Annotated in this window: 27 protein-coding genes and 1 other RNA gene; 16 read left to right on the top strand and 12 right to left on the bottom strand. The window is 62.1% G+C overall.

The window, feature by feature from the left end; all coding sequences use genetic code 11:
- Window positions 1-39: 39 nt before the first annotated feature.
- Window positions 40-1188, bottom strand: coding sequence for an acetylornithine deacetylase (argE, locus tag HX805_RS03335; protein ID WP_003213916.1), 1149 nt, complete (start codon window positions 1186-1188; stop codon window positions 40-42).
- A gap of 158 nt (window positions 1189-1346) precedes the next feature.
- Here argE and HX805_RS03330 point away from each other — a divergent pair, with 158 nt between their 5' ends.
- Complete coding sequence (locus tag HX805_RS03330; protein ID WP_008438903.1) at window positions 1347-2714, top strand: inorganic triphosphatase; 1368 nt, start codon at window positions 1347-1349, stop codon at window positions 2712-2714.
- 57 nt (window positions 2715-2771) lie between these two features.
- Here HX805_RS03330 and HX805_RS03325 read toward each other — a convergent pair whose 3' ends face one another.
- Complete coding sequence (locus tag HX805_RS03325; RefSeq protein WP_003213920.1) at window positions 2772-3242, bottom strand: Lrp/AsnC family transcriptional regulator; 471 nt, start codon at window positions 3240-3242, stop codon at window positions 2772-2774.
- A gap of 127 nt (window positions 3243-3369) precedes the next feature.
- Between HX805_RS03325 and HX805_RS03320 the strand changes: the two genes are divergently transcribed.
- The 7 genes from HX805_RS03320 (at window position 3370) to HX805_RS03290 (ending at window position 9450) form a co-directional block, all read left to right on the top strand.
- On the top strand, window positions 3370-3708 hold the full coding sequence (locus HX805_RS03320) for a hypothetical protein (RefSeq protein WP_177116610.1): 339 nt from the start codon (window positions 3370-3372) through the stop codon (window positions 3706-3708).
- An 84-nt stretch (window positions 3709-3792) separates the two neighbouring features.
- Window positions 3793-5496, top strand: a complete 1704-nt coding sequence (locus tag HX805_RS03315) for a GspE/PulE family protein (protein WP_177116609.1) — start codon at window positions 3793-3795, stop codon at window positions 5494-5496.
- Between the two features lie 56 nt (window positions 5497-5552).
- Window positions 5553-6473, top strand: coding sequence for an SPFH domain-containing protein (locus HX805_RS03310; protein ID WP_003213925.1), 921 nt, complete (start codon window positions 5553-5555; stop codon window positions 6471-6473).
- Window positions 6474-6483: 10 nt separating this feature from the next.
- Window positions 6484-6930 (top strand): NfeD family protein, encoded by a 447-nt coding sequence (locus HX805_RS03305; protein WP_008438897.1) that lies wholly within the window; start codon window positions 6484-6486, stop codon window positions 6928-6930.
- Window positions 6931-6999: 69 nt separating this feature from the next.
- Complete coding sequence (locus HX805_RS03300; protein ID WP_008438896.1) at window positions 7000-7317, top strand: DUF2388 domain-containing protein; 318 nt, start codon at window positions 7000-7002, stop codon at window positions 7315-7317.
- A gap of 160 nt (window positions 7318-7477) precedes the next feature.
- Complete coding sequence (locus HX805_RS03295) at window positions 7478-8149, top strand: outer membrane protein (RefSeq protein WP_008438895.1); 672 nt, start codon at window positions 7478-7480, stop codon at window positions 8147-8149.
- A gap of 158 nt (window positions 8150-8307) precedes the next feature.
- Complete coding sequence (locus HX805_RS03290; RefSeq protein ID WP_177050305.1) at window positions 8308-9450, top strand: DegT/DnrJ/EryC1/StrS aminotransferase family protein; 1143 nt, start codon at window positions 8308-8310, stop codon at window positions 9448-9450.
- A 39-nt stretch (window positions 9451-9489) separates the two neighbouring features.
- Here the strand turns inward: HX805_RS03290 and gcvH are convergent, their stop codons facing one another.
- The 9 genes from gcvH to HX805_RS03245 all read right to left on the bottom strand — a co-directional run bounded on the left by gcvH (window position 9490) and on the right by HX805_RS03245 (window position 18782).
- On the bottom strand, window positions 9490-9873 hold the full coding sequence (gene gcvH / locus HX805_RS03285; protein WP_087693282.1) for a glycine cleavage system protein GcvH: 384 nt from the start codon (window positions 9871-9873) through the stop codon (window positions 9490-9492).
- Window positions 9874-9924: 51 nt separating this feature from the next.
- Window positions 9925-11007, bottom strand: a complete 1083-nt coding sequence (gene gcvT / locus HX805_RS03280; RefSeq protein WP_003213938.1) for a glycine cleavage system aminomethyltransferase GcvT — start codon at window positions 11005-11007, stop codon at window positions 9925-9927.
- Between the two features lie 156 nt (window positions 11008-11163).
- Entirely contained in the window at window positions 11164-12780 is a 1617-nt protein-coding gene (locus HX805_RS03275; RefSeq protein WP_177116608.1) for an iron ABC transporter permease, read from the bottom strand.
- A gap of 112 nt (window positions 12781-12892) precedes the next feature.
- Window positions 12893-13897 (bottom strand): extracellular solute-binding protein, encoded by a 1005-nt coding sequence (locus tag HX805_RS03270; protein ID WP_008438892.1) that lies wholly within the window; start codon window positions 13895-13897, stop codon window positions 12893-12895.
- Window positions 13898-13992: 95 nt separating this feature from the next.
- The gene (locus tag HX805_RS03265) at window positions 13993-15210 is read right to left on the bottom strand and encodes a 2-octaprenyl-3-methyl-6-methoxy-1,4-benzoquinol hydroxylase (protein ID WP_162835188.1); all 1218 of its coding nucleotides are present in this window, start codon (window positions 15208-15210) and stop codon (window positions 13993-13995) included.
- A gap of 9 nt (window positions 15211-15219) precedes the next feature.
- Window positions 15220-15705: a DUF4442 domain-containing protein gene (locus HX805_RS03260; RefSeq protein WP_177068580.1), complete on the bottom strand. Its 486-nt coding sequence runs from the start codon at window positions 15703-15705 to the stop codon at window positions 15220-15222.
- Window positions 15698-16885 (bottom strand): 2-octaprenyl-6-methoxyphenyl hydroxylase, encoded by a 1188-nt coding sequence (gene ubiH / locus HX805_RS03255; protein ID WP_177020273.1) that lies wholly within the window; start codon window positions 16883-16885, stop codon window positions 15698-15700. The genes HX805_RS03260 and ubiH overlap by 8 nt, the downstream gene beginning before the upstream one ends.
- Window positions 16882-18204 (bottom strand): Xaa-Pro aminopeptidase, encoded by a 1323-nt coding sequence (gene pepP, locus HX805_RS03250; protein WP_134327504.1) that lies wholly within the window; start codon window positions 18202-18204, stop codon window positions 16882-16884. The genes ubiH and pepP overlap by 4 nt, the downstream gene beginning before the upstream one ends.
- 20 nt (window positions 18205-18224) lie before the next feature.
- Window positions 18225-18782, bottom strand: a complete 558-nt coding sequence (locus HX805_RS03245) for a YecA family protein (RefSeq protein WP_003213952.1) — start codon at window positions 18780-18782, stop codon at window positions 18225-18227.
- 139 nt (window positions 18783-18921) lie between these two features.
- On the opposite strand from HX805_RS03245, the gene HX805_RS03240 reads away from it, so the two are divergent.
- The 4 genes from HX805_RS03240 to HX805_RS03225 all read left to right on the top strand — a co-directional run bounded on the left by HX805_RS03240 (window position 18922) and on the right by HX805_RS03225 (window position 20340).
- Window positions 18922-19131 (top strand): TIGR02449 family protein, encoded by a 210-nt coding sequence (locus tag HX805_RS03240; protein WP_003213954.1) that lies wholly within the window; start codon window positions 18922-18924, stop codon window positions 19129-19131.
- Window positions 19128-19445 (top strand): cell division protein ZapA, encoded by a 318-nt coding sequence (locus tag HX805_RS03235; RefSeq protein ID WP_003213956.1) that lies wholly within the window; start codon window positions 19128-19130, stop codon window positions 19443-19445. The genes HX805_RS03240 and HX805_RS03235 overlap by 4 nt, the downstream gene beginning before the upstream one ends.
- A 30-nt stretch (window positions 19446-19475) precedes the next feature.
- Window positions 19476-19654, top strand: a non-coding RNA gene (ssrS, locus tag HX805_RS03230) — 6S RNA.
- Between the two features lie 56 nt (window positions 19655-19710).
- Window positions 19711-20340, top strand: a complete 630-nt coding sequence (locus HX805_RS03225) for a 5-formyltetrahydrofolate cyclo-ligase (protein ID WP_177116607.1) — start codon at window positions 19711-19713, stop codon at window positions 20338-20340.
- A 7-nt stretch (window positions 20341-20347) separates the two neighbouring features.
- Here the strand turns inward: HX805_RS03225 and HX805_RS03220 are convergent, their stop codons facing one another.
- The gene (locus HX805_RS03220; RefSeq protein WP_003213959.1) at window positions 20348-20497 is read right to left on the bottom strand and encodes a hypothetical protein; all 150 of its coding nucleotides are present in this window, start codon (window positions 20495-20497) and stop codon (window positions 20348-20350) included.
- 196 nt (window positions 20498-20693) lie between these two features.
- Here HX805_RS03220 and HX805_RS03215 point away from each other — a divergent pair, with 196 nt between their 5' ends.
- The 4 genes from HX805_RS03215 to HX805_RS03200 all read left to right on the top strand — a co-directional run bounded on the left by HX805_RS03215 (window position 20694) and on the right by HX805_RS03200 (window position 26086).
- Window positions 20694-21143: an EVE domain-containing protein gene (locus HX805_RS03215; protein WP_003213961.1), complete on the top strand. Its 450-nt coding sequence runs from the start codon at window positions 20694-20696 to the stop codon at window positions 21141-21143.
- A gap of 140 nt (window positions 21144-21283) precedes the next feature.
- A complete protein-coding gene (locus HX805_RS03210; protein WP_003213963.1) occupies window positions 21284-22249 on the top strand; it encodes an HlyD family secretion protein in 966 nt (321 codons plus the stop codon).
- Window positions 22246-24966: a ribosome-associated ATPase/putative transporter RbbA gene (rbbA, locus tag HX805_RS03205; RefSeq protein WP_177116606.1), complete on the top strand. Its 2721-nt coding sequence runs from the start codon at window positions 22246-22248 to the stop codon at window positions 24964-24966. Before HX805_RS03210 ends, rbbA begins: the two co-directional genes overlap by 4 nt.
- Before the next feature lies 1 nt (window position 24967).
- Window positions 24968-26086 (top strand): ABC transporter permease, encoded by a 1119-nt coding sequence (locus HX805_RS03200; RefSeq protein ID WP_177116605.1) that lies wholly within the window; start codon window positions 24968-24970, stop codon window positions 26084-26086.
- Window positions 26087-26179 lie beyond the last annotated feature (93 nt).

Genomic DNA, 26179 nt, shown 5'->3' with positions numbered 1-26179 from the left:
GCTCGCTCTCCTTCTATGTACGGATGGGCAGGGGTTAATTTATGCAGGTGTCAGGCAGTAATGTTGAATCAGTTCACGCAATAGACGCACTGTAGGCGTCAAGCGTGACATTTCAAGGTACTCGCCTGGCTGGTGGGCGCAGGCGATATCGCCAGGGCCAAGCACCAGGGTCTCGCAACCAAGGCGCTGAAGATAAGGCGCTTCGGTGCCGAACGCCACTGCTTCGGCGCGATGACCGGTAAGTCGTTCAGCTACTCGCACCAACTCTGCATCCTCGGCCTGCTCGAACGGCGGCACTTCGGGGAACAGCGGCGCATAGTCGATCTTCACCTGATGGCGCTCGGCCAAGGGTTCGAGCTTCTGCCGGATGGCAGCGCGCAGCACCTGGGGATCCATGCCCGGCAGGGGCCGCAGGTCGAATTCCAGGGAGCATTGGCCGCAGATGCGGTTGGGGTTGTCGCCACCGTGGATGCAGCCGAAGTTCATGGTCGGCTGCGGCACGCTGAACTGCGGATTGCGGTATTCGCGCTGCCAGGCCAGGCGCAGGCCACGCAGTTCGCCAATGGCGTCGTGCATGGCTTCGAGGGCGCTGTGGCCCAGGCTTGGGTCCGACGAATGGCCGCTGCGCCCGAGGATATCGATGCGCTCCATCATTACGCCCTTGTGCAGGCGGATGGGTTTGAGGCCGGTGGGTTCACCGATCACCGCCGCACGGCCCAAGGGACGACCCGCCTCGGCCAGTGCACGAGCACCGGCCATGGAGCTTTCTTCATCGCAGGTAGCAAGAATCAGCAGCGGCTGCTTGAAAGGCTGGTCGAGCAACGGCTGGACGGCTTCGATCACCAGGGCGAAAAAGCCCTTCATGTCACAGCTGCCCAGTCCTACCCAGCGGCCGTCGACTTCCGTCAACTTGAGCGGATCGGTCTGCCATAGGGCGCCGTCGTACGGCACGGTGTCACTGTGGCCCGCCAGCACCAGGCCGCCAGGGCCGGTGCCGAAACTGGCCAACAGGTTGAATTTACCGGGGCTGACCTGCTGGATGTCGCAGGCAAAGCCCAGGTCTGCCAGCCAGGTGGCGAGCAAATCGATGACCGGGCGGTTGGATTGGTCGAGAGAGGCCTGGGTACAACTGACCGAAGGCGCGGCAATCAGCGCGGCGAATTGTTCTTTCATGGACGGTAAAGGCATGCGCTGTCTCTCAACTTCCCGGACGAACCCCATCATAGAGCTATCTGAGTGACACAATAAACCGTTGCGGCACGTTGCCGGGCTCAGTCCTGTACACTGCACGACCTTGGCAGCCACTCTTTTCCCCGGCTGCGCTCCCGATCCTGGATTTTCCGGCCATGCAGAAAGAAACCGAAATCAAGCTCCGTGTCAGCCGCGAAACCCTCGCCGCGCTGCGTGAGCACCCGTTACTGAAAAAACGCAACAAAAGTGGCTGGGAACGCCGTGAGTTGATGAACCAGTACTTCGACACCCCGGAACGCGACCTGGCCCAGGCCAAAGTGGCCCTGCGCCTGCGCAAAGACGGCGACGAAGTGATCCAGACCCTCAAGACCCGTGGCCAGAGCGTCGCCGGCTTGTCGGAACGCAATGAGTACAACTGGGACCTGGCCAAAGCCAAGCTCGACGTGAAGAAACTCGACGGCGAATGCTGGCCCGAGCAACTGGCCGAGCTGGACAAAAAGACCCTCAAGCCGATCTTCACCACCGATTTCGTCCGCGAACGCGCTGAAATCGCCTGGGGCCGCGGCAAGGCCAAGGTGGTGATCGAAGCCGCCCTGGACCTGGGCCACGTGGTTGCCGGCAAGCAGAAAGAAGAAATCTGCGAGCTGGAACTGGAACTGCGCGAAGGCGACCCGGCCGCCCTGCTGGAGCTGGCCGCTGAACTGGCGGCGACCCTGGCGCTGATGCCGTGCGATATCAGCAAGGCCGAGCGTGGCTATCGCCTGTTCGACGCCAACAGCTACTCCCTGAGCCTGCCGGCACCGCTGCTGCACGCCGAAATGCCGCTGGACGACGCATTTGCTGCCGTCATGTGGCATCTGTTGGGCAGCAGCCAGCGCCTGGCCGAGCAATACCGTTTTAACGGCCACTGGCGTCTGCTGCAGGACTGGGTGGAAAACCTCGGCGAACTGCGGGCCCTGCTCGGCAGCCTCGGCCAGGCCGCACCGCGTCAGTCCACCAGCGAATTGCGCGCCGCACTGGACGCCTTACTGGAAGACTGGCGTCCGCTGGTCCAGGCCGGTGACGACGATGAAGACATCCGCAAGGCCGCGCCGGAGCAGTTCGCCGAAGAACTGGAAGACGTGCGCTGGGGCTTGTTCTCCCTGACCACTTCCCGCTGGCTGCTGGCCCGCACCTGGGCCGCGGATCGCAACGTGCGTGGCAATCGCCAGGGCGCTGCACAGCTGGCCAACTGGCTGCCGCGCCTGCTGGCCGATGACGCCGTTGCCCTGCAACTGCCGCGCTACCAGCAACAGCCGGAAGACCTGGCCGAGCAACTGCCGCGTATCGAACGCATCCTGGCCTGGCTGCACCATGCACGCCAGGTGCTGGATATCGCCGAGCTGGACCGTTTGTATGGCGAGCTGAACAAGCTGGCGCACCTGGCCAACCAGCCGATCACCGATGAGTCGCTGGATGCGCGGATGCATCAGGCGATTGCGGTGTATCAGAATCGCGCCTGGAAAACCCTGCTGCGCCTGTAAAACCCTTGTGGCGAGGGAGCTTGCTCCCTCGCCACTCAAGTCAGGCCATGGCAACTATCAGCGCAACACCGGCAAACTCGTGGTGGACTTGATCTCCGACAACGCCACTATCGAGTTGACCTCCTGAATCCCCGGCACCATCGACAGCTTCTCAAAGAAAAACCGCTCATACGCCTCGATGTCCGACGTGACGATCCGCAGTAAAAAGTCCACCGCCCCCATCAGCACATAACATTCCAGCACTTGCGGAAAACCGCGAATCGCCTCGGTGAATTCAGTGAAGTTGGAACGGCCGTGGGCGTTGAGTTTCACCTCGGCAAAAATCTGCGTATTAAGGCCGATTTTCTTGCGATCCAGCAGGGTGACCTGGCCGCGAATCACACCCTCCTCTTTCAGCCGCTGAATCCGGCGCCAGCACGGCGACTGCGACAGGCCGACCTGTTCGGCGATCTGCGCGCTGGAGAGCGAAGCGTCTTCCTGCAACAGCGCGAGAATGCGCCGGTCGTACACGTCCAATTCAGCGTGCATAAAAATACCCATTAATCATGATTTAAAGAATTACATGATTCTCTTATAAGCCAATACAGGCTGTTTTAGATAAGAAATCTCCCGCGACGAATGCAAAAATTTCTCCAGTCGAATCCGGAGAATCATCATGCACGTCGTCGAAGCCCCCCACCCCGCCCAACGCGTTGACGCCTGGGCCGTCAGCAATGCCCACTGCCAGGCGCACTATCAAATCCTCGCCGAGGCTGAACCCGACGTGTTGTGCAGGGTGCTCAACTATTTTGCCCTGCAGTTCCTGGTGCCACGTCAGGTGAGCGTGCAGCGTGAAGACGACCTGCTGGCGATCGATATCGTGATGGATGGCCTGAGCTGGCACCGGGCCCAGGTGATCGGCGAAAAACTTCGTAACCTGATCAGTGTGTGCTCGCTGGAGCTGCGCCCGGCAGATGCTGCGCGGCCTCTGGCGGTCCAGGCGGCCGCTCAGTAAAAGCCTGCAATAAACCCCGGAGGCCGAAGCGCAAAGCGTGACTAGCCTGAGGACTACGCCTAATCGTTGCCCAGGAACGTCACCATGTCCGTTGCGCCAAATCCCCAGGATCGCTGGCTGGAAACCCATCAGTTGTTGCCTGCCCTGATCGACCAGGGCCTGGTGCCCGCCGACCTGGCTCTGCCGGCGAACAGTGGGCTGCATCCCCTGGAATGCATTGCCAGCCAGGGGCGGTCTCTGGAAATGCTGACCGAATGGCTCGCCCGCCACTGCGGCCAGCCCTACCTGCGTATCGACCCGTTGAAAATCGACGTCGCGGCGGTGGTGCCGCTGATGTCCTATGCCTTTGCCCAGCGCCACAAGATCCTGGCCGTTGCGGTCGACGCCCACAGCGTTACCGTCGCCAGTGCCCAGCCTTACGTGTGCAGTTGGGAAGCCGGCCTGGCTCAGGTGTTGAAGCGCTCCATCAAGCGGGTGCTGGCCAATCCCCAGGAGATCCAGCTCTGCACCGTGGAGTTTTACCGACTGGCGAAATCGGTCAACGGCGCCATTGATCAAAAAACCTCCGGCGCGCCGAATATCGAACAACTGCTCAATCTCGGCGCCAGCGACCAGGAGCCCGACGCCAACGACGCGCACATCGTCAACATCGTCGACTGGCTGTTGCAGTACGCCTTTGGCCAGCGGGCCAGTGATATCCATATCGAACCCGGACGCGATCAGGGGCGCGTGCGTTTTCGCATCGACGGGCTGCTGCATGACGTCTATCAATTCCCATCCCAGGTGACGATGGCGGTGGTCAGCCGCCTGAAAAGCCTGGGCCGGATGAACGTGGCGGAAAAACGCAAACCCCAGGACGGCCGGGTGAAGACCAAAAGCCCCACGGGCGGGGAAGTGGAGCTGCGCCTGTCGACCTTGCCCATAGCCTTCGGCGAAAAGCTGGTGATGCGAATTTTTGACCCGCAGGTGCTGCACAAGGATTTCCAGCAACTGGGACTTTCCAGCGACGACCTGCAACGCTGGCAATCCATGACCGGCCAGGCCAACGGCATCATCCTGGTCACCGGCCCTACCGGTTCCGGCAAGACCAGCACGCTGTACACCACGCTCAAGCAATTGGCCACTCGCGAGGTCAACCTGTGCACCGTCGAAGACCCGATCGAGATGGTGGAGCCGGCCTTTAACCAGATGCAGGTGCAGCACAACATCGACCTGACCTTCGCCAGCGGCATCCGCGCCCTGATGCGCCAGGACCCGGACATCATCATGATCGGCGAGATTCGCGACCTGGAAACCGCAGAAATGGCGATCCAGGCCGCCCTGACCGGGCATCTGGTGCTGTCGACGTTGCACACCAACGATGCGCCCGGCGCCATCAGCCGCTTGCTGGAACTGGGCATTCCCCATTACCTGATCAATGCCACGCTGCTGGGGGTGATGGCCCAGCGCCTGGTCAGGCTGTTGTGCCCGCACTGCAAGCGGCAAGCCGGGCAGGTCCATCAGGCAGTGGGTTGCGGCGAGTGCCGGGAAAGTGGCTATCGGGGTCGAGCCGGGGTCTACGAGATCATGCTGATGAACGATCGCCTCAAGGCCCTGGTCAGCCCGGGCACCGACCTCCAGGCCCTGCGTCTGGCGGCCCTTGACCAGGGAATGTGCAGCTTGCGGTCCGCCGGTATGCGCAAGGTAATGGCAGGACTGACAACACTTGAAGAGGTACTGCGAGTGACGCCTGGGGATTCAGAAACAAATCCTTTGATCGATGGCGCGGTAATCCGTCCTTATCCGTGACAACACCGTTACAATCGGAAAAACCTCGCTTCACCGTCACCAGACAAGGAATCGTTATGCAGATCGGAACCGTACTGCTTCTTTTTGTAGGCTTGGCCGTCGCCATCCTCTTCATGGGTTTCAAGGTGGTCCCGCAGGGTTACCAGTGGACAGTCGAGCGCTTCGGCCGCTACACCAACACCCTCAAGCCCGGCCTGAACATCATCATTCCGGTCATGGACCGCATCGGTCGCAAGATCAACGTGATGGAAAGCGTGCTGGATATCCCACCCCAGGAAGTCATCACCGCTGACAACGCCACGGTGCAGATCGACGCCGTGTGCTTCTTCCAGGTGGTCAATACCGCCCAAGCTGCCTACGAGGTGAACAACCTCGAACACGCCATCCGCAACCTGTTGCAAACCAACATCCGTACCGTGCTCGGCTCCATGGAGCTGGATGCGATGCTCAGCCAGCGTGACGGCATCAACGAAAAACTGCTGCGCACCGTCGACGAAGCCACCGCACCGTGGGGCATCAAGATCACCCGGATCGAGATCAAGGACATCAGCCCGCCTGCCGACCTGATGGCCGCCATGTCCGGCCAGATGAAGGCCGAGCGGATCAAGCGTGCGCAGATCCTCGAGGCCGAAGGCCTGCGAGCCTCCGCGATCCTGACCGCCGAAGGCAAGAAGCAGGCGCAGATCCTGGAGGCCGAAGGTGGTCGTCAGGCCGCCTTCCTGGAATCCGAAGCCCGCGAACGTCAGGCCGAGGCCGAAGCCCGCGCCACTCAAGTGGTATCGGAAGCCATCGCCACCGGTAACGTGCAGGCCATCAACTACTTCGTCGCCCAGAAATACATCGACGCACTGGGCAAGCTGGCCTCGGCCAACAACAGCAAGGTGATCCTGATGCCGCTGGAAGCCAGCCAGGTGATTGGCGCAGTCGGCGGCATCGGCGAAATCGTCAAGGCAACCTTCGACAACAAGAAAGCCTGAGGCACGCACCATGTGGGAATTCCTGCAGCACCTGTCGTTTTGGGACTGGCTGGCACTGGGCACGGTGCTGTTGATCCTTGAAGTGTTCGGTGCCGGTGGTTATCTGCTGTGGATGGGCATCGCCGCGGCAGCCGTGGGCGTGATCAAGTTCCTGGTGCCGAGCCTGGGGTTGGAGTGGCAACTGCTGCTGTTCGCCGTGTTGTCGATCCTCACGGCGGTGTACTGGTGGCGACGCCAGCGCAGCAGCGCCAAGGTCAGCGACCAGCCGGGGCTGAACATGCGCGGCTCCGAGTTGATCGGTCGCACCTTTGTGGTGCATCAGGCCATCGTCGAGGGCCGTGGCAAGATCAAGGTGGGTGACGGTGTGTGGATGGCATCCGGGCCGGACGCGCCGGCTGGGGCACACGTACGTGTCATTGGTCAGGAAGGCGTGATTTTGCAGGTTGAAACTGTTTAGTCATCCATGGAACTCGGCTGGGCTATCTACAATCAAACTGTTCAGATAACCCAGTCGGAGTCACCCATCATGCGTCTAAAATATGCTGTCGCAACCCTCGCTGTGCTTTCCCTTCCTGTCGGTTCAGCCATGGCCGACAGCTTCTGGCGTAATGTCATCTCATCGGGTGCCACGACCGGCTCGACGTACCTGACCTTCAAGGACCACAAAATGGTAGTCGCCGCCCAGGACGACGCCGGTAGCTTCGTCGCCAGTGACGGCAACATCCGTGGCCCATACCTGGAAGCTGCGATGCAGAAAGTCCGCGCCGATAACCCTGGCCTCAAGGCCACGGATATGGACCTGGCGAACGCAATCCTGGCAAAAAACGCCATTGCTTCCGAGTAATACCGCCGCATAAAAAATGCCGTTCCTCGAGAGCGGCATTTTTTTGCCCTGATTTCCTACGCCAGACGCTGGCGATTCCGCATCTGAACAGGAAAAGTCCTGTCGAGTTGCAGGCGCACCCGGCAACAAGCTATCGATTCCCTTCAGACTGAGTGAATCGATGACCATGCAAAAACTCTCCTACGCCCTGCTGCTCGCCGCGGTTGCCACGCCTTATGCCCAGGCAGAAAGCTGGTACGGGTCGGCAAAGCTCAACAGCGCCCGGCAGAATCTCTCAAGCTCACTGCTGACCAGCCCACGCGTAACCCACCGGGTAGAAGCCCCCGACAGCAGCAAGACGTTCACCGGCTCATTCGCCGTGGGCTATGCCTTTGCCGATGGCTGGCGCCTGGAGGGGGAATACACGATGCCCAGCCACTCGACCTTCAAATCCCATTGGGCACCGTTCAATGCCAACGTCAACAGCCTGCGCACCGACAGCCAGCGCCTGATGCTCAACGGTTATAAAAACATCCCGATCAATGAATGGCTGTCGTTCTACGGTATGGCGGGAGTCGGCGTGGCCCAGGTTGACGCCGAGGGTTACCAGACCAACGACACCCGCCGTTTCGCCAGCAATCGCCAATACAACTTCGCCTACAGCGTTGGCCTGGGGCTGGATGCCAAGGTCAGCGAAACCCTGACCCTGGGTACCGGCTGGCGTTACGTGGACATGGGCGGGATCGAGACCGGCTACAACACGTTCGCCAATCGGATAAACGCCCGGGACGAACAGCTCAAAGGCAAGCTCAAAGAGCAGAACGTGTTTCTTGAGGCACGCGTTGCCTTCTGACACCGATGCTGAAATGCCGCTCCCGAGGCGGCATTTTTTGTTTCAGGCGGGACGATTCATTCACAGACGACAGGCTATATTCAGTCGAGCCGTGCAACCATGCCCGGCATTGATATGCTTTTTTCTCATCGCCTTCTGAAACGGATGCCTTCAACGTCATGAGCCAACTGCCCTTTCTGCCGTTCTCCAAGCCCACCATTGATGAAGCCACCATCTCGGCGGTAGGCGACGTACTGCGCTCCGGCTGGATCACCAGCGGGCCGAAAGTGCAGGCGTTCGAGGCGCAGTTGTCGGAATATTTTGGGGGGCGCCCGGTGCGTACCTTCAACTCGGGCACCTGCACCATGGAGATTGCCTTGCGCATCGCCGGTATCGGGCCTGGTGACGAAGTCATCACCACCCCGATTTCGTGGGTAGCCACGGCCAACGTGATTCTGGAAGTCGGTGCCACGCCGGTGTTCGCCGACATCGACCCGGTGACCCGCAATATCGACCTGGCCCAGGTGGAAGCCGCGATCACACCGCGCACCAAGGCAATCATCCCGGTATACCTGGCGGGCCTGCCGTTGGACATGCCATTGCTCTACGCGCTGGCCAACAAGTACAACCTGCGCATCGTCGAAGATGCAGCCCAGGCCCTGGGTTCCAGCTGGGATGGCCAACGCATTGGCGCTACCGGCGATTTCGTATCGTTCAGCTTCCAGGCGAACAAGAACATCACCTCGTCCGAAGGCGGCTGCCTGGTATTGAACAACGCTGAAGAAGCACGCCTGGCGGAAAAATATCGCCTGCAGGGCGTGACCCGCACCGGCTTCGATGGCCTGGACGTGGATGTGTTGGGCGGCAAGTTCAACATGACCGACATCGCAGCAGCCATCGGCCTGGGCCAGTTTGCCCATATCGAGAAGATCACTGCCCACCGCCAGGAACTGGCGCGTCACTATTTCGAATGCTTCGGCAGTGATTTTGAAGCGCAGTACGGTGCGCAATTGCCACCGGCAGACTTCGAAAACAGCAACTGGCACCTGTTCCAGCTGGTACTGCCGGAGCGTCAGGACGGCCTGCCCGCACGCGCCACGTTCATGGAGCAGATGCAGGCCCATGGCGTCGGCATTGGCTATCACTACCCACCGATCCACCTGCTGAGCTTGTACAAGGCGCAGGGATTCAAGGAAGGCATGTTCCCGGTAGCGGAAAAAGTGGGGCGTTTGATTGTGTCGTTGCCTATGTTCACGGCGATGACGAAGGCGGACGTAGAGCGTTCGGTAGCGGCGGTAAAAGCAGTATTGAAACGCGGATAAAACCTTTGCGGGAGCCGGTTGCCGGCTCCCGCAGCGGGATCACTCGCCGATGGCAGCCTTGTAGCCGGCAGCGTCCAGCAATTTTTTCAGTTCATCCGGGTTGCTTGGCTTGAGCTTGAAGATCCAGGCGCCGTAAGGGTCGGAGTTCAACAGCTCTGGCTCACCGCTCAAGGCGTCGTTCACCGCGATCACTTCGCCAGCAATTGGCGAGTAGATATCCGAAGCGGCCTTCACCGATTCAACCACGCCGGCCTGGTCAGCCGCCTTGAACACGTTGCCGACTTCGGTCAACTCAACGAACACTACATCCCCCAATGCTTCCTGGGCATGGTCCGAGATCCCGACGGTCACGGTGCCGTCAGCTTCCAGACGGGCCCATTCGTGACTTTCGGCAAAACGCAGGTCGGCAGGGATATCGCTCATAGTCTGTGTCCTCAAGGAAAAATGTCAGCGGCCATTGGCCCGCCGGAAAAGTTAGATCAATGTTTTGCCATGGCGCACGAACGTCGGTTTGACCACCCGAACCGGGTACCACTTGCCGCGGATTTCCACCTCGGCCCGGTCAGCAGTCGCCGACGGCACACGCGCCAGGGCAATGGATTTGCTTAGCGTAGGAGAGAAACTACCACTGGTGATCTCTCCTTCGCCAACATTGGCGATACGAACCACCTGGTGAGCGCGTAAAACCCCGCGCTCTTCCAGCACCAGGCCGACCAGCTTGGACTTCACACCCGCAGCCTTTTCGGCTTCCAGGGCGGCGCGGCCGATGAAATCCCGCTCGGCCGGCTCCCAGGCGATGCTCCAGGCCATGTTGGCTGCCAGGGGCGAAACGTCCTGATGAATATCCTGACCGTAGAGGTTCATGCCGGCCTCAAGGCGCAGCGTGTCGCGGGCGCCGAGGCCGATAGGCGAAATGCCTGCGCCTACCAGGTCGTTGAAGAACGCCGGGGCCTGATCGGCCGGCAGGACAATTTCAAGACCGTCTTCGCCGGTGTAACCGGTGCGCGCGATAAACCAGTCGCCGTCAGCCAGGCCTTCAAAGGGCTTGAGCTGATGGATCAGGGTGGCGCGGGACTGGGTCACCAGTTCAGCGATCTTTTGCCGGGCATGGGGGCCTTGAATGGCGAGCATGGCCAATTCGGGCCGCTCGCGGAGCTGGGCCTGATAGCTGCCGAGCCGAGCCTGCATCCAGGCCATGTCCTGGTCACGGGTGGCGGCGTTGACCACCAGCCGGTAACCGCCCTCGGTACGGTAGACGATCATGTCGTCCACCACGCCGCCCTGCTCGTTGAGCATGGCGCTGTATAACGCGCGGCCGCAGCCGTGCAATCGGTCAACATCATTGGCCAGCAAATGCTGGAGCCATTCCTTGGCCTGGGGGCCTGTGATATCGATCACGGTCATATGGGATACATCGAACACCCCGCAGTCGCGTCGCACCTGATGGTGCTCCTCAACCTGCGAGCCGTAGTGCAAAGGCATATCCCAACCGCCAAAATCGACCATTTTCGCGCCAAGGGCGAGATGCAGGTCATACAGAGGCGTGCGCTGTCCCATGGGTTTCTCCTTCCGGGCGTGGCGAAGGTGCGGACGGTCGCCGTTCGGGCCGCACGCCTTGAAATACAAGGCCTGTAGCCGCGTTCAGCAACCCGATCTGAAAGATCGACCGCACCGAATGCCGCGCATTGTAGCCTCAAGCCGTAGGACTGGCACCTAACCGATTCGTCGCGCCGAACGTCGGATCAACCCGATGACCGGTAACAGCCCCACCAATACCAGGGTCAGGGCCGGCAGCGAAGCCCGCGCCCACTCCCCTTCGCTGGTCATCTCGAAAATCCGCACCGCCAGCGTGTCCCAGCCGAACGGGCGCATCAGCAGGGTCGCCGGCATTTCCTTGAGCACATCGACAAACACCAGCAGCGCCGCGCTCAGGGTGCCCGGCAGCAAAAGTGGCAGATACACTTTGCAAAACAGTCGCGGCCCGCTGACCCCAAGACTGCGGGCGGCTTCCGGCAAGGATGGACGGATTCGCGCCAGGCTGTTTTCCAGCGGCCCGTAGGCCACCGCAATGAAGCGCACCAGATACGCCAGCAGCAAGGCCGACAAACTGCCCAGTAACAGCGGTTTGCCGGCGCCCCCCAGCCAGCCTGACACCGGAATCACCAGTTCCCGATCCAGGTAGCTGAACGCCAACATGATCGACACCGCCAGTACCGAGCCCGGCAGCGCGTAACCCACGTTGGCCAGGCTGATGCCGGAGCGGATGGCCCGGGTGGGCGCCAGGCGATGGGCGAACGCCAGCACCAGGGCCACGCTGACGGTGATCAGGGCAGCCATACCGCCCAGGTACAGGGTATGGACGATCAAACCGGCGTAGCGCTCGTCCAGGTCTAAACGGCCACGCTGCCAGAACCAGGCCACCAGTTGCAGCATCGGGATCACGAACGCGCAGGCGAACACCAATCCGCACCAACCGCTGGCCAACGCCGCCTTGAACCCGCGCAGATGGTAAAGCGCCTTGCCGCGAGGTCGCTCGTTGCTCGGCCGGCTGGCGCCCCGGGCGCGGCGCTCGCCGTACAGCACCAGCATCACCACCAACAGCAACAGGCTGGCCAGTTGCGCGGCACTGGAGAGGCTGAAAAAGCCGTACCAGGTCTTGTAGATGGCGGTGGTAAAGGTGTCGAAGTTGAACACCGAGACGGCACCGAAATCCGCCAGGGTTTCCATCAGCGCGAGGGCCACGCCCGCACCGATGGCGGGACGCGCCATGGGCAGGGCCACCCGCCAGAACGCTTGCCACGGCGACTGCCCCAAGACACGCGCCGCTTCCATCAGGCCTTTGCCCTGGGCGAGAAACGCGGTGCGTGCCAGCAGATAAACATAGGGGTAGAACACCAGCACCAGCACGATGATCACACCGCTGGTCGAGCGCACACGCGGCAGGCGCAAGCCTGTACCAAACCATTCGCGCAGCAGGGTTTGCACCGGGCCGGAGAAGTCCAGCAGGCCGACGAAGACGAAGGCGAGCACATAGGCGGGAATCGCGAAGGGCAGCATCAACGCCCAGTCCAGCCAGCGCCGGCCGGGGAATTCGCAGAGGCTGGTCAGCCAGGCCAGGCTGACGCCCAGCAGCGTAACGCCCACACCGACGCCCAGCACCAGGGTCAAGGTGTTGCCCAGCAGACGTGGCATCTGGGTTTCCCACAGGTGGGACCAGATCTGGTGGTCGATGGTCTGCCACGACAGCAACAGCACGCTCAACGGCAGCAGCACCAGGGCGGCGACGGTGAAGACCGGCAGGTACCAGCGGCGTTGGGCGGGATGGGCCAAAGGTTAATTCTCAGAGAATGAATAGCTTGAAGCCAGCGCTAACCAATGTGGGAGCCCGCTCCCACACAAGCCCGCCCCCACATTTAGATCGGCGGCGCCTTGCAAATTGTATCTAGTTCCAGCCAGCGCGATCCATCAAGCGAATCGCCTCAGCCTGACGCTTGCCCGCCACTTCCACCGGCAATGTGTCAGCTACAAACTTGCCCCAGGTCGCCACTTCCGCCGACGGCGGCACCGCCGGGTTGGCCGGGAATTCCTGGTTCACATCCGCAAAGATCTTCTGCGCTTCCGGCGTGGTCATCCACTCCACCAGCGCCTTGGCTGCTTCCGGGTGCGGTGCATGCTTGGTCAGGCCGATGCCCGACAGGTTGACGTGCACCCCGCGGTCGCCCTGGTTCGGCCAGAACAACTTCACCGCCAGGTCCGGCTTCTGCTTGTGCAGGCGGCCGTAGTAGTAGGTGTTCACGATGCCCACGTCACACTGCCCGGCGTTGATCGCTTCCAGCACGGCAATGTCATCGGAGAACACGTCGGTGGACAGGTTGTTGACCCAGCCCTTGACGATTTCTTCGGTCTTGGCCGCGCCGTGGGTTTCGATCAGGGTGGCGGTCAGCGACTGGTTGTAGACCTTCTTCGCGGTGCGCAGGCACAGGCGGCCTTCCCACTGTTTGTCGGCCAGGGCTTCGTAGGTGGTCAGGTCGCCCGGTTTCACGCGATCGGTGGAGTAGGCGATGGTCCGCGCTCGCAGGCTCAGGCCAGTCCAGGCATGGGCCGAAGAACGGTATTGAAGGGGAATATTCTTGTCGATCACCGCAGAGGTGAACGGCTGCAGGATGCCCATCTGCTCGGCCTGCCAGAGGTTGCCGGCGTCGACGGTGAGCAGCAGGTCGGCGGTGGCGTTTTCACCTTCGGCCTTGATGCGCTGCATCAGCGGCGCTTCCTTGTCGGTGATGAACTTCACCTGCACGCCGGTCTTCTTGGTGTAGGCGTCGAACACCGGCTTGATCAGTTCGTCGATGCGCGAGGAGTAGACCACGACCTCATCGGCCGCCTGCACGGTGGTGCTGCCGATAAGAGTGAGTGCCAGGGCAGTCAGGAGGCGCTTGGGTGCCAGCATGGGTGCGGTCTCTCATTTGCAAAAAGAGCGCAAATGATAAGGACTCACATTTGGTAACGCTCAACGGAGCCGTTACCAGATGTTGCACAGCACCCTCAGGCCTTGGCCAGCTCCGGCAAATCCCCGGTCAAACCCAATGCCTGACGCACAAACAACGCCTTGGCCTCCGGCATCTGCTCAACCACCTTCAGCCCTGCATTACGCAGCCAGCGCAACGGCAGTTGATCGGCCTGGAACAACCGCTCAAAGCCTTCCATCGCCGCCATCAGCGCCAGGTTGTGCGGCATGCGCCGACGCTCGTAACGGCTGAGCACCTTCACATCCGCCAGGCGCTCGCCGCGCTCGTTGGCCGCCAGCAGGACCTCGGCGAGCACCGCCGCATCGAGGAAGCCCAGGTTCACCCCCTGCCCCGCCAGCGGATGAATGACGTGGGCCGCGTCGCCAATCAATGCCAGGCCTTCGGCCACGTAGCGTTTGGCGTGGCGCTGACGCAACGGCACGCACAGCCGTGGATCGGCGCTTATCACGCTGCCCAGGCGGCCTTCGAAGGCATTTTCCAGTTCACGGCAGAAGCTTTCATCGTCCAGCGCCATCAAGCGCTCGGACTCACTCGGGGTGGTCGACCAGACAATCGAACACCAGTCTTCCTGCCCGTCCCGCACCAGCGGCAGGAATGCCAGCGGGCCATTGTCGGTAAAACGCTGCCAGGCCGTCTTTTGATGCACCTGGCTGCTGCGCACACTGGTGACGATGGCGTTGTGCAAATAATCCCACTCACGGGTAGCGGTGCCGGTCAGGCGACGTACTGCCGAGTTGGCACCGTCCGCCGCGACCACCAGCGGCGCGCGCAAGGTGCGGCCATCGGCGAGGGTCAGCAGCCAGTCATCGCCGGAGCGGCGCATCTGTTCCAGGCGCGCATTGGCCAGCAGGCCGAGGTCGCAGTCGTGCAGGCGGTCGAGCAAGGCGTCCTGGACCACACGGTTTTCGACGATATGCCCCAGCACCTCGGCATGCACGCTGGCCGCCGAGAAGTGGATCTGCCCGGTGCCGCTGCCGTCCCACACCTGCATCTCGCCGTACGGGCTGGCACGTCGCTCGACAATCCCGTCCCACACGCCAAGGCGCTCGAGGATACGCTGGCTGGCGGCCGACAAGGCGCTCACCCGCGGTTCGAACGCAGCATGAGGGTCGAACGGCTTGACGCTCAGCGGGCTGCCGTCGAGCAGCAGCACCTGCAGGCCACTGCCCTGCAACGCCAGCGCCAGGGCGCTTCCGACCATTCCGGCCCCGACAATCAGCACATCTGCGCGCATGTCCATGCTTTAAGCCTGTCTCGATTGCAGCTTGCGCCGCACGTAAAGGGTTTTGTCGACCCGCGCCACCAGGGTGCCGAAGCCGTCATGAATCTGTACCTTGAGCTGCGGTAAATACTTGTCGCCGCTGGCGGTGTGCTGGCGAATCTCGTCCAGCAACGCTTGGTCGATGGAAAATTCGGCGAACACTGGGCCTTTGCCCGGCGAGATAAAGTCGATAGCGGCAGCCTTGTCCCAGACAATGTAGTCGCGGCCCAGGTTCTCCATCAGCATCAGCATGTAGAACGGGTCGACCATCGAATACAGGCTGCCGCCAAACTGCGTGCCGACGTAGTTGCGGTTGTACCAGCCCAGGCCCATGCGCACCTTGACCTCGCGGAAATCGCTGCCGATGTGCAACACCCGAACTCCGGCCCCGAGGTACGGCGGGTACAGGGTCATGATCCAGCGCAACAGCCGCGCCTTGCCCAGGCGTCGGGTCAGCCACTCACGCATCGGGACGGGTACCCAGGCCCATGGCCTGGCGCGCGAACCAGCGCTTGGCCGGCGGCAGCAAGTCGAGGCCCAGCAAGCCCATGTTGCGGCCCAGCGCGACCAACGGTTGCGCACTGCCAAACAGGCGGGTGACCTGATCGGAGAAGCCGACGGTGAGTTTCTGGTCCATGCGCTGACGCTCGCGGTACGCCTGCAGTGTCGCCAGGTCGCCCGGAATCGCCGGCCCGGCCAGCAGCGCCTCGGCCAACGCGTAGGCATCCCGCAGGGACAGGTTGAAGCCCTGACCGGCAATCGGGTGCAGGCTGTGGGCGGCATTGCCAAGTACGGCCAGATGAGAGCGCACTTGTTCTTCCGCTTCCACGAGCGTCAGCGGGTACAGGTGGCGCGCACCGACTTGCTTGAGGGTGCCCAGGCGGTAGCCGAACACGCCCTGCAGTTCACTCAGGAAGCTGCGTTCGTCCAGCTCGGCCAGGCGCTTGGCGTCCATGCCGACGCGGGTCCAGACCAGCGCGCAGCGGTTGTCCGGCAACGGCAGCAAGGCCATCGGGCCTTCGTCGGTGAACCGCTCGAACGCCTCGCCGTTGTGGGCCTCGCTTGGGGTGATGTTGGCGATCAGCGCGCTCTGGTTGTACGGCCGCTTTTTAACGCCGATGCCCAGTTGCTCGCGCAAACCTGAGCGACCGCCATCGGCCAGCACCGCGAGGTCGCACTCCAGCACGGTTTCGTCATTGAGGGTCAGGCGGTAACCATCGGCAAGCGGCTCCATGCGCGTAACTTCCGCCGGGCAACGCCAACTGACCACGTCCTTGTCCAGCCCTTGCCACAGGCATTGGCCCAGCCAGGCGTTTTCCACTACGTAGCCAAGCGCCGGCACACCCTCTTCCATGGCCGACAGGCGCGCGGTAGAGAAGCGGCCACGGTCCGACACATGAATCTGTTTGATCGGCTCGGCGCGGCGAGAGATTTCCTGCCACACGCCCAACCGTTGATAGATCTGCCGCGCGCCAAAGGACAGCGCTGAAGAACGCGCGTCATAGCTCGGCTGGTAGCTGTCGCCGGGGGCAAACGGCTCGATCAGCACGATCTTCCAGCCCCGGGCCTTGGCTCCGGCCTGCAAGGCCAATGCGAGGCTGGCACCCACCAGGCCGCCGCCGATAATCGCCAGGTTGACCCGGCTCATCGGGCGCTCGCCATCAATGCTTCGATCTCGGCGACGGACTTGGGCACGCCACCGGTCAGAATTTCACAGCCTTGCTTGGTCACCACCACGTCGTCCTCGATGCGTACGCCAATGCCACGCCATTTCTTCGCCACGTTCTGGTTGTCCGGCGAGATGTAAATCCCCGGCTCCACGGTCAGTGCCATGCCGACTTCCAGCACCCGCCACTCGCCGCCGACCTTGTATTCGCCGACATCGTGCACATCCATCCCCAGCCAGTGGCCGGCGCGGTGCATGTAGAAGGCTTTATAGGCTTCACTGGCGATCAGTTCGTCGACATCACCCTGCAACAATCCCAGCTTCACCAGCCCGGCAGTGATCACTTGCACCGTCGCCTCGTGGGCCTGGTTCCAATGCTTGTTCGGGGCGATTTCAGCAAAGGCGGCCTCCTGGGAAGCCAGCACGATTTCATAAATCGCCTTCTGCTCGGCGGAAAACTTGCCGCTCACCGGCCAGGTGCGGGTGATGTCGCTGGCGTAGCAGTCGATCTCGCAGCCGGCGTCGATCAGCACCAGGTCGCCATCCTTGAGCAGCGCGTCATTCTGCTGGTAGTGCAGGATGCAGCTGTTGCGCCCCGAGGCGACGATGGAACCATAGGCCGGCATCTTCGCCCCGCCCTTGCGAAACTCGTAGTCGAGCTCCGCTTCCAGGCTGAACTCATGCAACCCGGCGCGGCTGGCCTGCATCGCCCGTACATGGGCCGCGCAGGAAATCCGTGCCGCCTCGCGCATCACCTTCACTTCTGCCGCCGATTTATACAGGCGCATGTCGTGAAGCAGATGATCCAGGGCAACAAATTCGTTCGGCGGCTGGGCGCCGAGGTGCGCTTTGGAGCGGATCACGTTGATCCACTCCATCAGGTGCCGGTCGAATTCGGCATTGCTGCCCATGGCCGAATACACCCGGTCACGGCCTTCGATCAGGCCGGGCAGGATGTCGTCGATATCGGTAATCGGGAAGGCGTCATCGGCGCCAAAATCGCGGATCGCGCCTTCGGTGCCCGCTCGCAGGCCGTCCCACAGTTCGCGCTCGGCATTGCGCTCGCGGCAGAACAGCACGTACTCGCCGTGCTGGCGACCGGGCATCAGCACAATCACCGCTTCCGGTTCGGGGAAGCCGCTCAGGTACTGGAAGTCGCTGTCCTGGCGGTAGACGTGCTCGACGTCACGGTTGCGGATGGCCACCGCAGCCGCCGGCAGGATGGCGATGCTGTTGGGTTCCATCTGCGCCATGAGCGCCTTGCGGCGCCGGGTGTATTCCGCTTTGGGGATATGGATCATGGGCAGATGGGCTTCCTTTCTTAGTGCAGCGACGGCTTGGGTGCAGCGGGCTCAGCCGATTTACGGGTCTCGGTGAACAGCAGCAGCGGCGCGACGCGCAGGTATTCCATGACTTCCATGTAGTCGCTTTCGCCGTCTTCGGACTCTTCCAGGGCGTCTTGCACCTGAGAGATGGCGGCCAGGTCCTGCAGCACTTCCTGGGCATCGGTGCTCAGGTCGAGGCCGCCGGCGTTCACGCCGAAACCGTGGAGGAAGCCTTGGCACCATTGGCCCAACGCGGCGGCGCGCTCGGTGAGCGGCGCGTCATCGGTAGGCAGCAGCAAGACGACGGTGACGTCATCACCGGTCAGCTCGCCTTTAACCATCTCTTGCAGGCCGATGAGCGCATTGCGCACGTTTTCGGTAGGCTCGGTTTCCAGCAGCTCGGCGACGTCGGCCAGCCAGTTGTCGGCATCAAAGCCGACACCGGTGCAACTGCGGCCCAGCAGCACGCCGTGCAGTTCGGCAGGCGAGCAAGGATGACCGCTGGAACTCAGCAGTTTGGAAAAAGCATCGTACGGGGAGTTCTGAATGGGCATGGTGAGCTAGGCGCCAGACGGCGCAATGTCTAGAATGAAGCGCTGTATCCTAGCATCGGCAGACGTACCAAGACTATCGAGGGCGTCAGATCGTTTATCCAGCAGTTGCCATTCATCAGACAAAATCCAGTGGAACCCAATGGAAGACACCGACCTGCAAGCGCTGATGGCCAGACTCGAGCTGCTAATTAACCGGGTCGAGCAACTTAAGAGCCAAAACGGACTCCTATTAGCTCAGGAAAAGACCTGGCGCGAGGAACGCGCTCACCTCATTGAAAAAAACGAAATCGCCCGGCGTAAGGTCGAATCGATGATTTCGCGCCTGAAGGCCCTGGAGCAAGACTCATGAGTTCAAGCAATAGCGTCACCGTGCAGATTCTCGACAAAGAATATTCGATCATCTGCCCCCAGGAAGAACGCAGCAACCTGGTGAGCGCTGCCCGCTACCTGGACGGCAAGATGCGCGAAATCCGCAGCAGCGGCAAAGTCATCGGCGCCGATCGCATCGCCGTGATGGCCGCACTGAACATTACCCACGATCTGCTGCATAAGCAGGAACGGCCTGACGTGCAGGCCAGCGGCTCGACGCGCGAGCAGGTGCGCGACCTGCTGGAGCGGGTCGATCTGGTACTTTCTACCGATCCAGAGCCACCCAAGGGCTGATTGCGGCGTCGGTTTCGGGTATACTCGCCCCACTCCCTGGCGTGCTTGCCAGTCGGCGATGTCCCTGAGCCGATTCGCACTACCCTGGAAGTTACACGTTGGGCTGGTGTGCATGTCCGCTAGACGGAAAGCCTTAAAGCCTACTGTTTCTTCCACCTTGAACTTTCGGGTTCAAGGGCTAAGTCGACAGCGGTTCTGTCGGGGAGCCTGATTCCCAGATCCAATGCCAGTCCCAGGACTGGCATTGTTTTATGAGCCGAAAACCATGACCGAACCTGCGCCGCTTTCCCGCCCGCAACTTCGACGCATGCTGCGCAAAGCCCGCCGCGCCCTGACGCCAAGCGAGCAACGCCAGGCCGCCTTGGGCCTGTATCGGCAACTGGCACAGCACCCGCTGTTTCGCCGGGCCAAACACCTATCCTTATATCTACCGACGGACGGTGAAATCGATCCGCGCCTGCTGCTGCGCGCTGCACAGCGCCAGGGCAAGGCGACGTACCTGCCGGTGCTCAGTGCATGGCCGCGAACCAAGATGGTGTTCCAGCGAGTGCGCCCCGGCGAAAAGCTGAGGCCCAACCGTTTTCGCATCCTCGAGCCCCAGGTAAATGCTGGCCGGCAACGCAAGGTCTGGGCGCTGGACCTGGTGCTGCTGCCACTGGTTGGCTTTGATGATGTGGGCGGACGGTTGGGCATGGGCGGCGGGTTTTATGACCGCAGCCTGGCCTACATGGCCCGCCGGAAATCCTGGCGCAAGCCGACGCTGTTGGGCCTGGCCCATGAATGCCAGAAGGTCGAACGATTGGCACAGGCAAGCTGGGATGTACCGCTTGAGGGCACAGTCACCGATAAGGATTGGTATATAGCAGAGACGCTACTGGAATCAGCAGCGCCTTGAAGACGGGTCAGCGTTTGAACGGTTGCGGCTGTTGCTGTGCGAGTTCAATCGGTGCGTCAGTCTTGTTCGACCACAAGCTCTGCGCATAGCCGGTGGTCACAACGCCCAGGCCGAACAAAATAACCAAAATCCATAGTAAATCCGGTTTGCGTTTCATCGATTGCCCCCCTTCAGGCATCTTGCACACGATGACAGCAACGTTCCATTAGTAGTCCGTGCCAGCTGCGTCAAGCTCAAAACCCCGGCATTCTGCGTTAACGTGAACCAACACGCAAACCTTGACGCCAACCGACTGTCGGTTTGTCATAAAATTGCAGGACAACTTTCCCAATCGACTTTTGAGGAGCGAAAACATGGCCTATTGGCTGATGAAATCCGAGCCCGATGAACTGTCCATCAAGGGCCTGGAAAAGCTCGGCGAGGCCCGGTGGGACGGGGTGCGCAACTACCAGGCGCGGAACTTCCTGCGGGCGATGGCGGTGGGTGACCAGTTCTTCTTCTACCACTCCAGCTGCCCGGAACCGGGGATTGCCGGCATCGGTAAAATCGTCGAGGCAGCCTACCCGGACCCGACCGCGCTGGAGCCCGACAGTCATTATTTCGACGCCAAGGCCAGCCCTGAAAAAAATCCGTGGAGCGCGATCAATGTTGCCCACGTCGAGACCTTTGCGAAGGTCCTGGGGCTAGGCTATCTGAAACAGCAAACTGCCCTCGCCGAGTTGCCCCTGGTGCAAAAAGGCAGCCGCCTTTCGGTGATGCCGGTCACCGCCGAGCAATGGGCCGCCGTACTCGGCCTGCGCTGAAACAGCAGAACCCTGCGGTCACGCCCATGGCGCATGCATCTGCGCGCCAACCGGGTTAGGCTGGCGCTTCATTTGACCCGCATCAAGGGCCTCCGGGCAGGATCGGTCAAACTAGGACGCTAACGCCGCAGGATGCACCCATGTCGACGAACCACCGTACCTCCCATCTTTTCGCCATTCCATTGATTGTCTTGCTGCTGGCCGCCGGCGGCTTCGGCTATTGGCAATCCACCCAGGACCGCCTGCCCGAAGGCTTGAGCATGGGCAATGGCCGGCTGGAATCGACTGAAGTGCAGATCGCCGCCAAGATCCCCGGGCGCCTCGCCGAAGTGCGGGTGGACGAAGGCGACAAGGTGCTCAAGGGCCAACTGCTGGCGCGCATGGACACCCGTACCCTGGAAGCCCAGCGCGCCCAGGCCGAAGCTGAAGTGCTGCGGGCCAGGGAGAATTTCGCTGCTGCCGAAGCCAATGTGCAACTGCGCCGGAGCGAACAACTGCTGGCCAGCCAGGAACTCAAGCGCACCCAGGAGCTGTACAAGCGCGGCTTCGCCAGCGGCCAGCTGATCGACCAGCAGCAGGCCCGGCAAAACACCGGCAACGCTGCCGTGGTCGCCGCCCAGGCCCAGGTCAATTCGGTAAAGGCCGCCATCGGCGCCGCCCAGGCTCAGGTCGCCCAGCTCACCAGTGAAATCGAAGACAGCAGCCTGCGGGCGCCTATCGACGGCATCATCCAGCTACGCCTGGCCGAACCCGGCGAAGTGCTCGGCGCGGGTGGTCGCGTGTTACTGCTGATCGACCCCAACGACCAATACATGAACCTGTATCTGCCCGCTTCAGTCACAGGCGCTTTGACCGTGGGCAGCGAAGCGCGGATCGTCCTCGACGCCCTGCCGAAGCAACCGCTGCCGGCGAAAATCAGCTTCGTCGCCGCCAAGTCGCAGTTCACCCCCAAGGAAGTGGAAACCCGCGACGAACGTCAGAAGCTGGTGTTCCGGGTCAAGCTGCGCCTGACCCAACCAAGCGCCGTGCCCCAAGCCAAACCGGGCATGCCCGGCGCCGGCTATGTGCGCACCGCTGACCTGGACTGGCCGGCCAACCTGCAATGAGCGGCCTGGCGCTGCACGCCACGGGGATCAACCATCGCTACGGCAAGCAACAGGCGCTGATCGACATCGCCTTCAGCCTGCCCGCCGGCACACGCTGCGGGTTGATCGGCCCGGACGGCGCCGGCAAGTCGAGCCTGCTGGGCTTGATCGCCGGGGTCAAAAAGCTTCAACAAGGCGAACTGCAAGTACTCGGCGGCTCCATCGAAGACCGCCGCCACCGCAACAGCCTGTACCCGCGCATCGCCTTTATGCCCCAGGGCCTGGGCGGCAACCTGTACCCCGAGCTGTCCATCAGCGAAAACATCCGGTTCTTCGCCACGCTGTTCGGCCTGTCGAAAGCCGATTGCGAACAGCGCATGCACAACCTGCTGCTGGCCACTGACCTCGCGCGTTTCGCCGAGCGCCCCGCCGGCAAGCTCTCCGGCGGCATGAAGCAGAAACTCGGCCTGTGCTGTGCACTGATCCACGACCCTGACCTGTTGATCCTCGACGAACCCACCACCGGGGTCGACCCATTGTCCCGTCGGCGCTTCTGGGAACTGGTGGAAACCGTACGCAGCGAACGCCCGCAGCTCACACTGCTGGTGGCCACCGCCTACATGGAAGAAGCCGAGCAGTTCGAGCATTGCCTGATGCTCGACCGCGGCAAGCTGATCGCCGACGGCCTGAGCAGCGAACTGGCCGCCGCGACGCCCAGCGGCAAACTGGACGAAGCCTTCACCCATTTCCAGGGCGACAGTGCCCATAACAATGAACCGCTGGTGATTCCGCCCCGGCAAAGCGACAACACCGACATCGCCATCGAAGCCCACGACCTGACCCTGCGATTCGGCGACTTCACAGCAGTCAACAAGGTCAGCTTCGCGATTGGCCGGGGCGAGATCTTTGGTTTCCTCGGCTCCAACGGCTGCGGCAAGACCACCACCATGAAAGTCCTCACCGGGTTGATGCCCGCCACCGAGGGCACCGCCACGCTGCTGGGCAACCCGGTCAACGCCAAGGACCTGGCCACCCGCAAGCGCGTGGGTTTCATGTCGCAAAGCTTCTCGCTGTACGGCGAACTCAGCGTGCGCCAGAACCTGGTGCTGCATGCGCAGTTGTTCGACCTGCCCAAGGCCGAGAGCGGCCAGCGCATCGACGAATTGATCAAGCGTTTTGACCTGGGCGACGTTGCCGAGCAGCCGTCCGGCGAGTTGCCGCTGGGCCTGCGCCAGCGCTTGTCCCTGGCGGTGGCGGTGCTGCACCGCCCGGAAGTGCTGATCCTCGATGAGCCGACCTCGGGCGTCGACCCGGCCGCGCGGGATGACTTCTGGCGGCTGCTGATCGAACTGTCCCGGGAACAGGGCGTGACGATCTTCCTGTCCACCCACTTCATGAACGAAGCCCAGCGCTGCGACCGCATCTCGCTGATGCACGCGGGCAAGGTGCTGGCCTGCGACACGCCGGACGCGCTGCAACAGCAGTTCCACGGCGAAACCCTGGAAGCGGCGTTCGTCACCTGCCTCGAACAGGCCCAAGGCGCGCCCGAAGCGACCACCGCGCCCTCCGAAACCGTCAGCGAACCCATGGCCCCACCCGTCAGCAAACGCGGGTTCAGCGTCGCCCGCCTGTTGGCCGTCGCCAGCCGCGAAGGCAAGGAACTGCTGCGGGACAAAGTGCGCATGGCCTTCGCCCTGTTGGGGGCGATTTTCATGATGGTGATCTTCGGCTACGGCATTTCCCTGGACGTGGAGAAACTCGCCTTCGCCGTCTACGACCAGGATCAGACGCCGCAAAGCCGGGCCTACTTGGAAGCCTTTCGCAGTTCGCGCTATTTCGCCGAACAGTCGCCGATCACTGACTCCAACGAACTGCACAAACGCCTGCAGCGCTCGGAGATCAAACTGGCGCTGGAGATTCCGCCAGGATTCGGCCGCGATCTCTACGCCGGCCGCCAACCCGCCGTGGCCGCCTGGCTCGATGGCGGCATGCCGTTCCGTGCGGAAACCAGCCGCAATTATGTCGAGGCCGTGCACCAGGCCAACCTCCAACAACTGGCCGAACTGAACAGCACACCACTGAATCAGCAAGCGGCCGCCAAACTGGAAACCCGCTTTCGCTACAACCAGGACGTGGTCAGCGTGAACGCTATCGGTCCCGGCGTGATGGCGCTGATCCTCGCCTTCATCCCGGCAATGCTCACGGCCCTGGGGATCGTGCGCGAGAAGGAACTGGGCTCCATCACCAACTTCTACGCCACACCCCTGACCCGCCTGGAATTCCTGTTGGGCAAGCAGGCGCCGTACCTGGCCGTGAGCCTGATCAACCTGGGCCTGCTGGTGGCGATGAACCGCTGGCTGTTCGGCGTGCCGTTCAAGGGCAGCGGCGTGACCCTGGCTTTCGGCGGCCTGCTGTATGTGCTGGCCACCACCAGCATGGGCCTGCTGATTTCCGCGTTCACCCGCACCCAGATCGCAGCGATCCTGGGCACCATGATCATCACCAGCCTGCCGACCATCCAGTTCTCCGGGCTGATCGTGCCGCGCTCGTCCCTGGAAGGCGCCGCCGCGTTGATGGGCATGTTGTTCCCGGCGGGCTACTTCCTCGACATTGCAGTGGGCACCTTTACCAAGGCCCTGGACCTGCGTCAGCTATGGCCACAGTGCCTGGCGCTGTTCGGGTTTTTCCTGGGGTTCACCGGGCTTAGCCTGATCATGCTCAAGAAGCAGGAGGCCTGAGATGCACAAGTTCGCCCATATCCTGCGCCTCGGCATCAAGGAACTGACCAGCCTGCGCCACGACAGCGTGTTGCTGCTGTTCCTGCTCTACGCCTTTACCGTCGCCATCTATATGCCCGCCGCCGGCTCGGTGATCGGCGTGCACAACGCCAGCGTGGCCTTTGTGGATGAAGACCACAGCGCGCTTTCCCGGCAACTGGCCGAAGCGCTGCAACCGCCGGAATTCCAGGCGGCGGTGCCGTTGCCGTACGACCAACTGGACAAGGTGATGGACAGCGGCCAGTACACCTTCGTGATCAACGTGCCGGCGAATTTCCAGGCCGACCTGTTGGCCGGGCGCCAGCCGGGGGTGCAGGTCAACGTCGATGCCACGGCCATGAGCCAGGCATTCATGGGTGCCGGGTATATCGGACGGATTTTCCAGCGGGAATTGCTGACCTATGGCAACCAGGCCGATGCCGCCCAAAAGGTGCCGGCGCTGCTGACCACCCGGGCGTTGTTCAACACGAACCTGGAAGGCGGCTGGTTTCTGGCGGTGATTCAGATCGTCAACAACATCACCATCCTCGCCATCGTGCTGACCGGCACCGCGCTGCTGCGTGAGCGCGAACACGGCACCCTCGACCATTTGCTGGTGCTGCCGCTGACTGCGCTGGAAATCATGCTGGCGAAAATCTGGAGCAACATGCTGGTGGTGGTGCTGTGCACCTGGCTGTCGCTGGAAGTGGTGGTGAAAGGCTTGCTCGGCGTGCCGCTGGCCGGGTCGCTGACATTGTTTTTGCTGGTAACAGCGCTGTACCTGTTTGCCAGTACTGCCCTCGGCATCTTCCTCGCCACCCTCGCCCGCTCGACGCCGCAGTTTGGCCTGCTGGCGATCCCGGTGATTATCCCGATGCTGCTGTTGTCCGGCGGCAGCACGCCGCTGGACAGTATGCCGCAGTGGTTGCAATGGGTGATGCAGGGCTCGCCGTCGACGCACTTTGTGAGCCTGAGTGCGGCGATTCTGTTCCGGGATGCGGGTGTGAATGTGGTGTGGCCGGACTTGCTGGCGCTGGCGGGGATTGGGTTGCTGTTCTTTGCGGTGGCGTTGGCGCGGTTCAGGAAGAGCCTGGCTTCCTGAGGTGTCTGTCAGGACCTCTTCGCGAGCAAGCCCGCTCCCACACTTGACCGAGTTCTAACATGAGAATGCGGTTAAATGTGGGAGCGGGCTTGC

It is taken from the genome of Pseudomonas sp. G5001, assembly GCF_013385475.1.
GTDB lineage: Bacteria > Pseudomonadota > Gammaproteobacteria > Pseudomonadales > Pseudomonadaceae > Aquipseudomonas.
Note: the sequence above shows the minus strand (reverse complement) of the source record. Positions and strands in the feature narration are given on the sequence as shown.

Excerpts from the sequence above, each read along its gene's own strand:
- pepP (WP_134327504.1), bottom strand. The coding sequence starts at position 18,204 with ATGATCCATATCCCCAAAGCGGAATACACCCGGCGCCGCAAGGCGCTC.
- ubiH (WP_177020273.1), bottom strand. The coding sequence starts at position 16,885 with ATGAGCCGGGTCAACCTGGCGATTATCGGCGGCGGCCTGGTGGGTGCC.
- HX805_RS03270 (WP_008438892.1), bottom strand. The coding sequence starts at position 13,897 with ATGCTGGCACCCAAGCGCCTCCTGACTGCCCTGGCACTCACTCTTATC.
- HX805_RS03200 (WP_177116605.1), top strand. The coding sequence starts at position 24,968 with ATGCACAAGTTCGCCCATATCCTGCGCCTCGGCATCAAGGAACTGACC.
- HX805_RS03245 (WP_003213952.1), bottom strand. The coding sequence starts at position 18,782 with ATGCCCATTCAGAACTCCCCGTACGATGCTTTTTCCAAACTGCTGAGT.
- argE (WP_003213916.1), bottom strand. The coding sequence starts at position 1,188 with ATGCCTTTACCGTCCATGAAAGAACAATTCGCCGCGCTGATTGCCGCG.
- HX805_RS03330 (WP_008438903.1), top strand. The coding sequence starts at position 1,347 with ATGCAGAAAGAAACCGAAATCAAGCTCCGTGTCAGCCGCGAAACCCTC.
- gcvT (WP_003213938.1), bottom strand. The coding sequence starts at position 11,007 with ATGGGACAGCGCACGCCTCTGTATGACCTGCATCTCGCCCTTGGCGCG.
- HX805_RS03320 (WP_177116610.1), top strand. The coding sequence starts at position 3,370 with ATGCACGTCGTCGAAGCCCCCCACCCCGCCCAACGCGTTGACGCCTGG.
- HX805_RS03240 (WP_003213954.1), top strand. The coding sequence starts at position 18,922 with ATGGAAGACACCGACCTGCAAGCGCTGATGGCCAGACTCGAGCTGCTA.
- rbbA (WP_177116606.1), top strand. The coding sequence starts at position 22,246 with ATGAGCGGCCTGGCGCTGCACGCCACGGGGATCAACCATCGCTACGGC.
- HX805_RS03310 (WP_003213925.1), top strand. The coding sequence starts at position 5,553 with ATGCAGATCGGAACCGTACTGCTTCTTTTTGTAGGCTTGGCCGTCGCC.
- HX805_RS03295 (WP_008438895.1), top strand. The coding sequence starts at position 7,478 with ATGACCATGCAAAAACTCTCCTACGCCCTGCTGCTCGCCGCGGTTGCC.
- HX805_RS03300 (WP_008438896.1), top strand. The coding sequence starts at position 7,000 with ATGCGTCTAAAATATGCTGTCGCAACCCTCGCTGTGCTTTCCCTTCCT.
- HX805_RS03315 (WP_177116609.1), top strand. The coding sequence starts at position 3,793 with ATGTCCGTTGCGCCAAATCCCCAGGATCGCTGGCTGGAAACCCATCAG.
- HX805_RS03220 (WP_003213959.1), bottom strand. The coding sequence starts at position 20,497 with ATGAAACGCAAACCGGATTTACTATGGATTTTGGTTATTTTGTTCGGC.
- HX805_RS03225 (WP_177116607.1), top strand. The coding sequence starts at position 19,711 with ATGACCGAACCTGCGCCGCTTTCCCGCCCGCAACTTCGACGCATGCTG.
- gcvH (WP_087693282.1), bottom strand. The coding sequence starts at position 9,873 with ATGAGCGATATCCCTGCCGACCTGCGTTTTGCCGAAAGTCACGAATGG.
- HX805_RS03325 (WP_003213920.1), bottom strand. The coding sequence starts at position 3,242 with ATGCACGCTGAATTGGACGTGTACGACCGGCGCATTCTCGCGCTGTTG.
- HX805_RS03265 (WP_162835188.1), bottom strand. The coding sequence starts at position 15,210 with ATGCGCGCAGATGTGCTGATTGTCGGGGCCGGAATGGTCGGAAGCGCC.
- HX805_RS03210 (WP_003213963.1), top strand. The coding sequence starts at position 21,284 with ATGTCGACGAACCACCGTACCTCCCATCTTTTCGCCATTCCATTGATT.
- HX805_RS03215 (WP_003213961.1), top strand. The coding sequence starts at position 20,694 with ATGGCCTATTGGCTGATGAAATCCGAGCCCGATGAACTGTCCATCAAG.
- HX805_RS03260 (WP_177068580.1), bottom strand. The coding sequence starts at position 15,705 with ATGCGTGAGTGGCTGACCCGACGCCTGGGCAAGGCGCGGCTGTTGCGC.
- HX805_RS03290 (WP_177050305.1), top strand. The coding sequence starts at position 8,308 with ATGAGCCAACTGCCCTTTCTGCCGTTCTCCAAGCCCACCATTGATGAA.
- HX805_RS03235 (WP_003213956.1), top strand. The coding sequence starts at position 19,128 with ATGAGTTCAAGCAATAGCGTCACCGTGCAGATTCTCGACAAAGAATAT.
- HX805_RS03305 (WP_008438897.1), top strand. The coding sequence starts at position 6,484 with ATGTGGGAATTCCTGCAGCACCTGTCGTTTTGGGACTGGCTGGCACTG.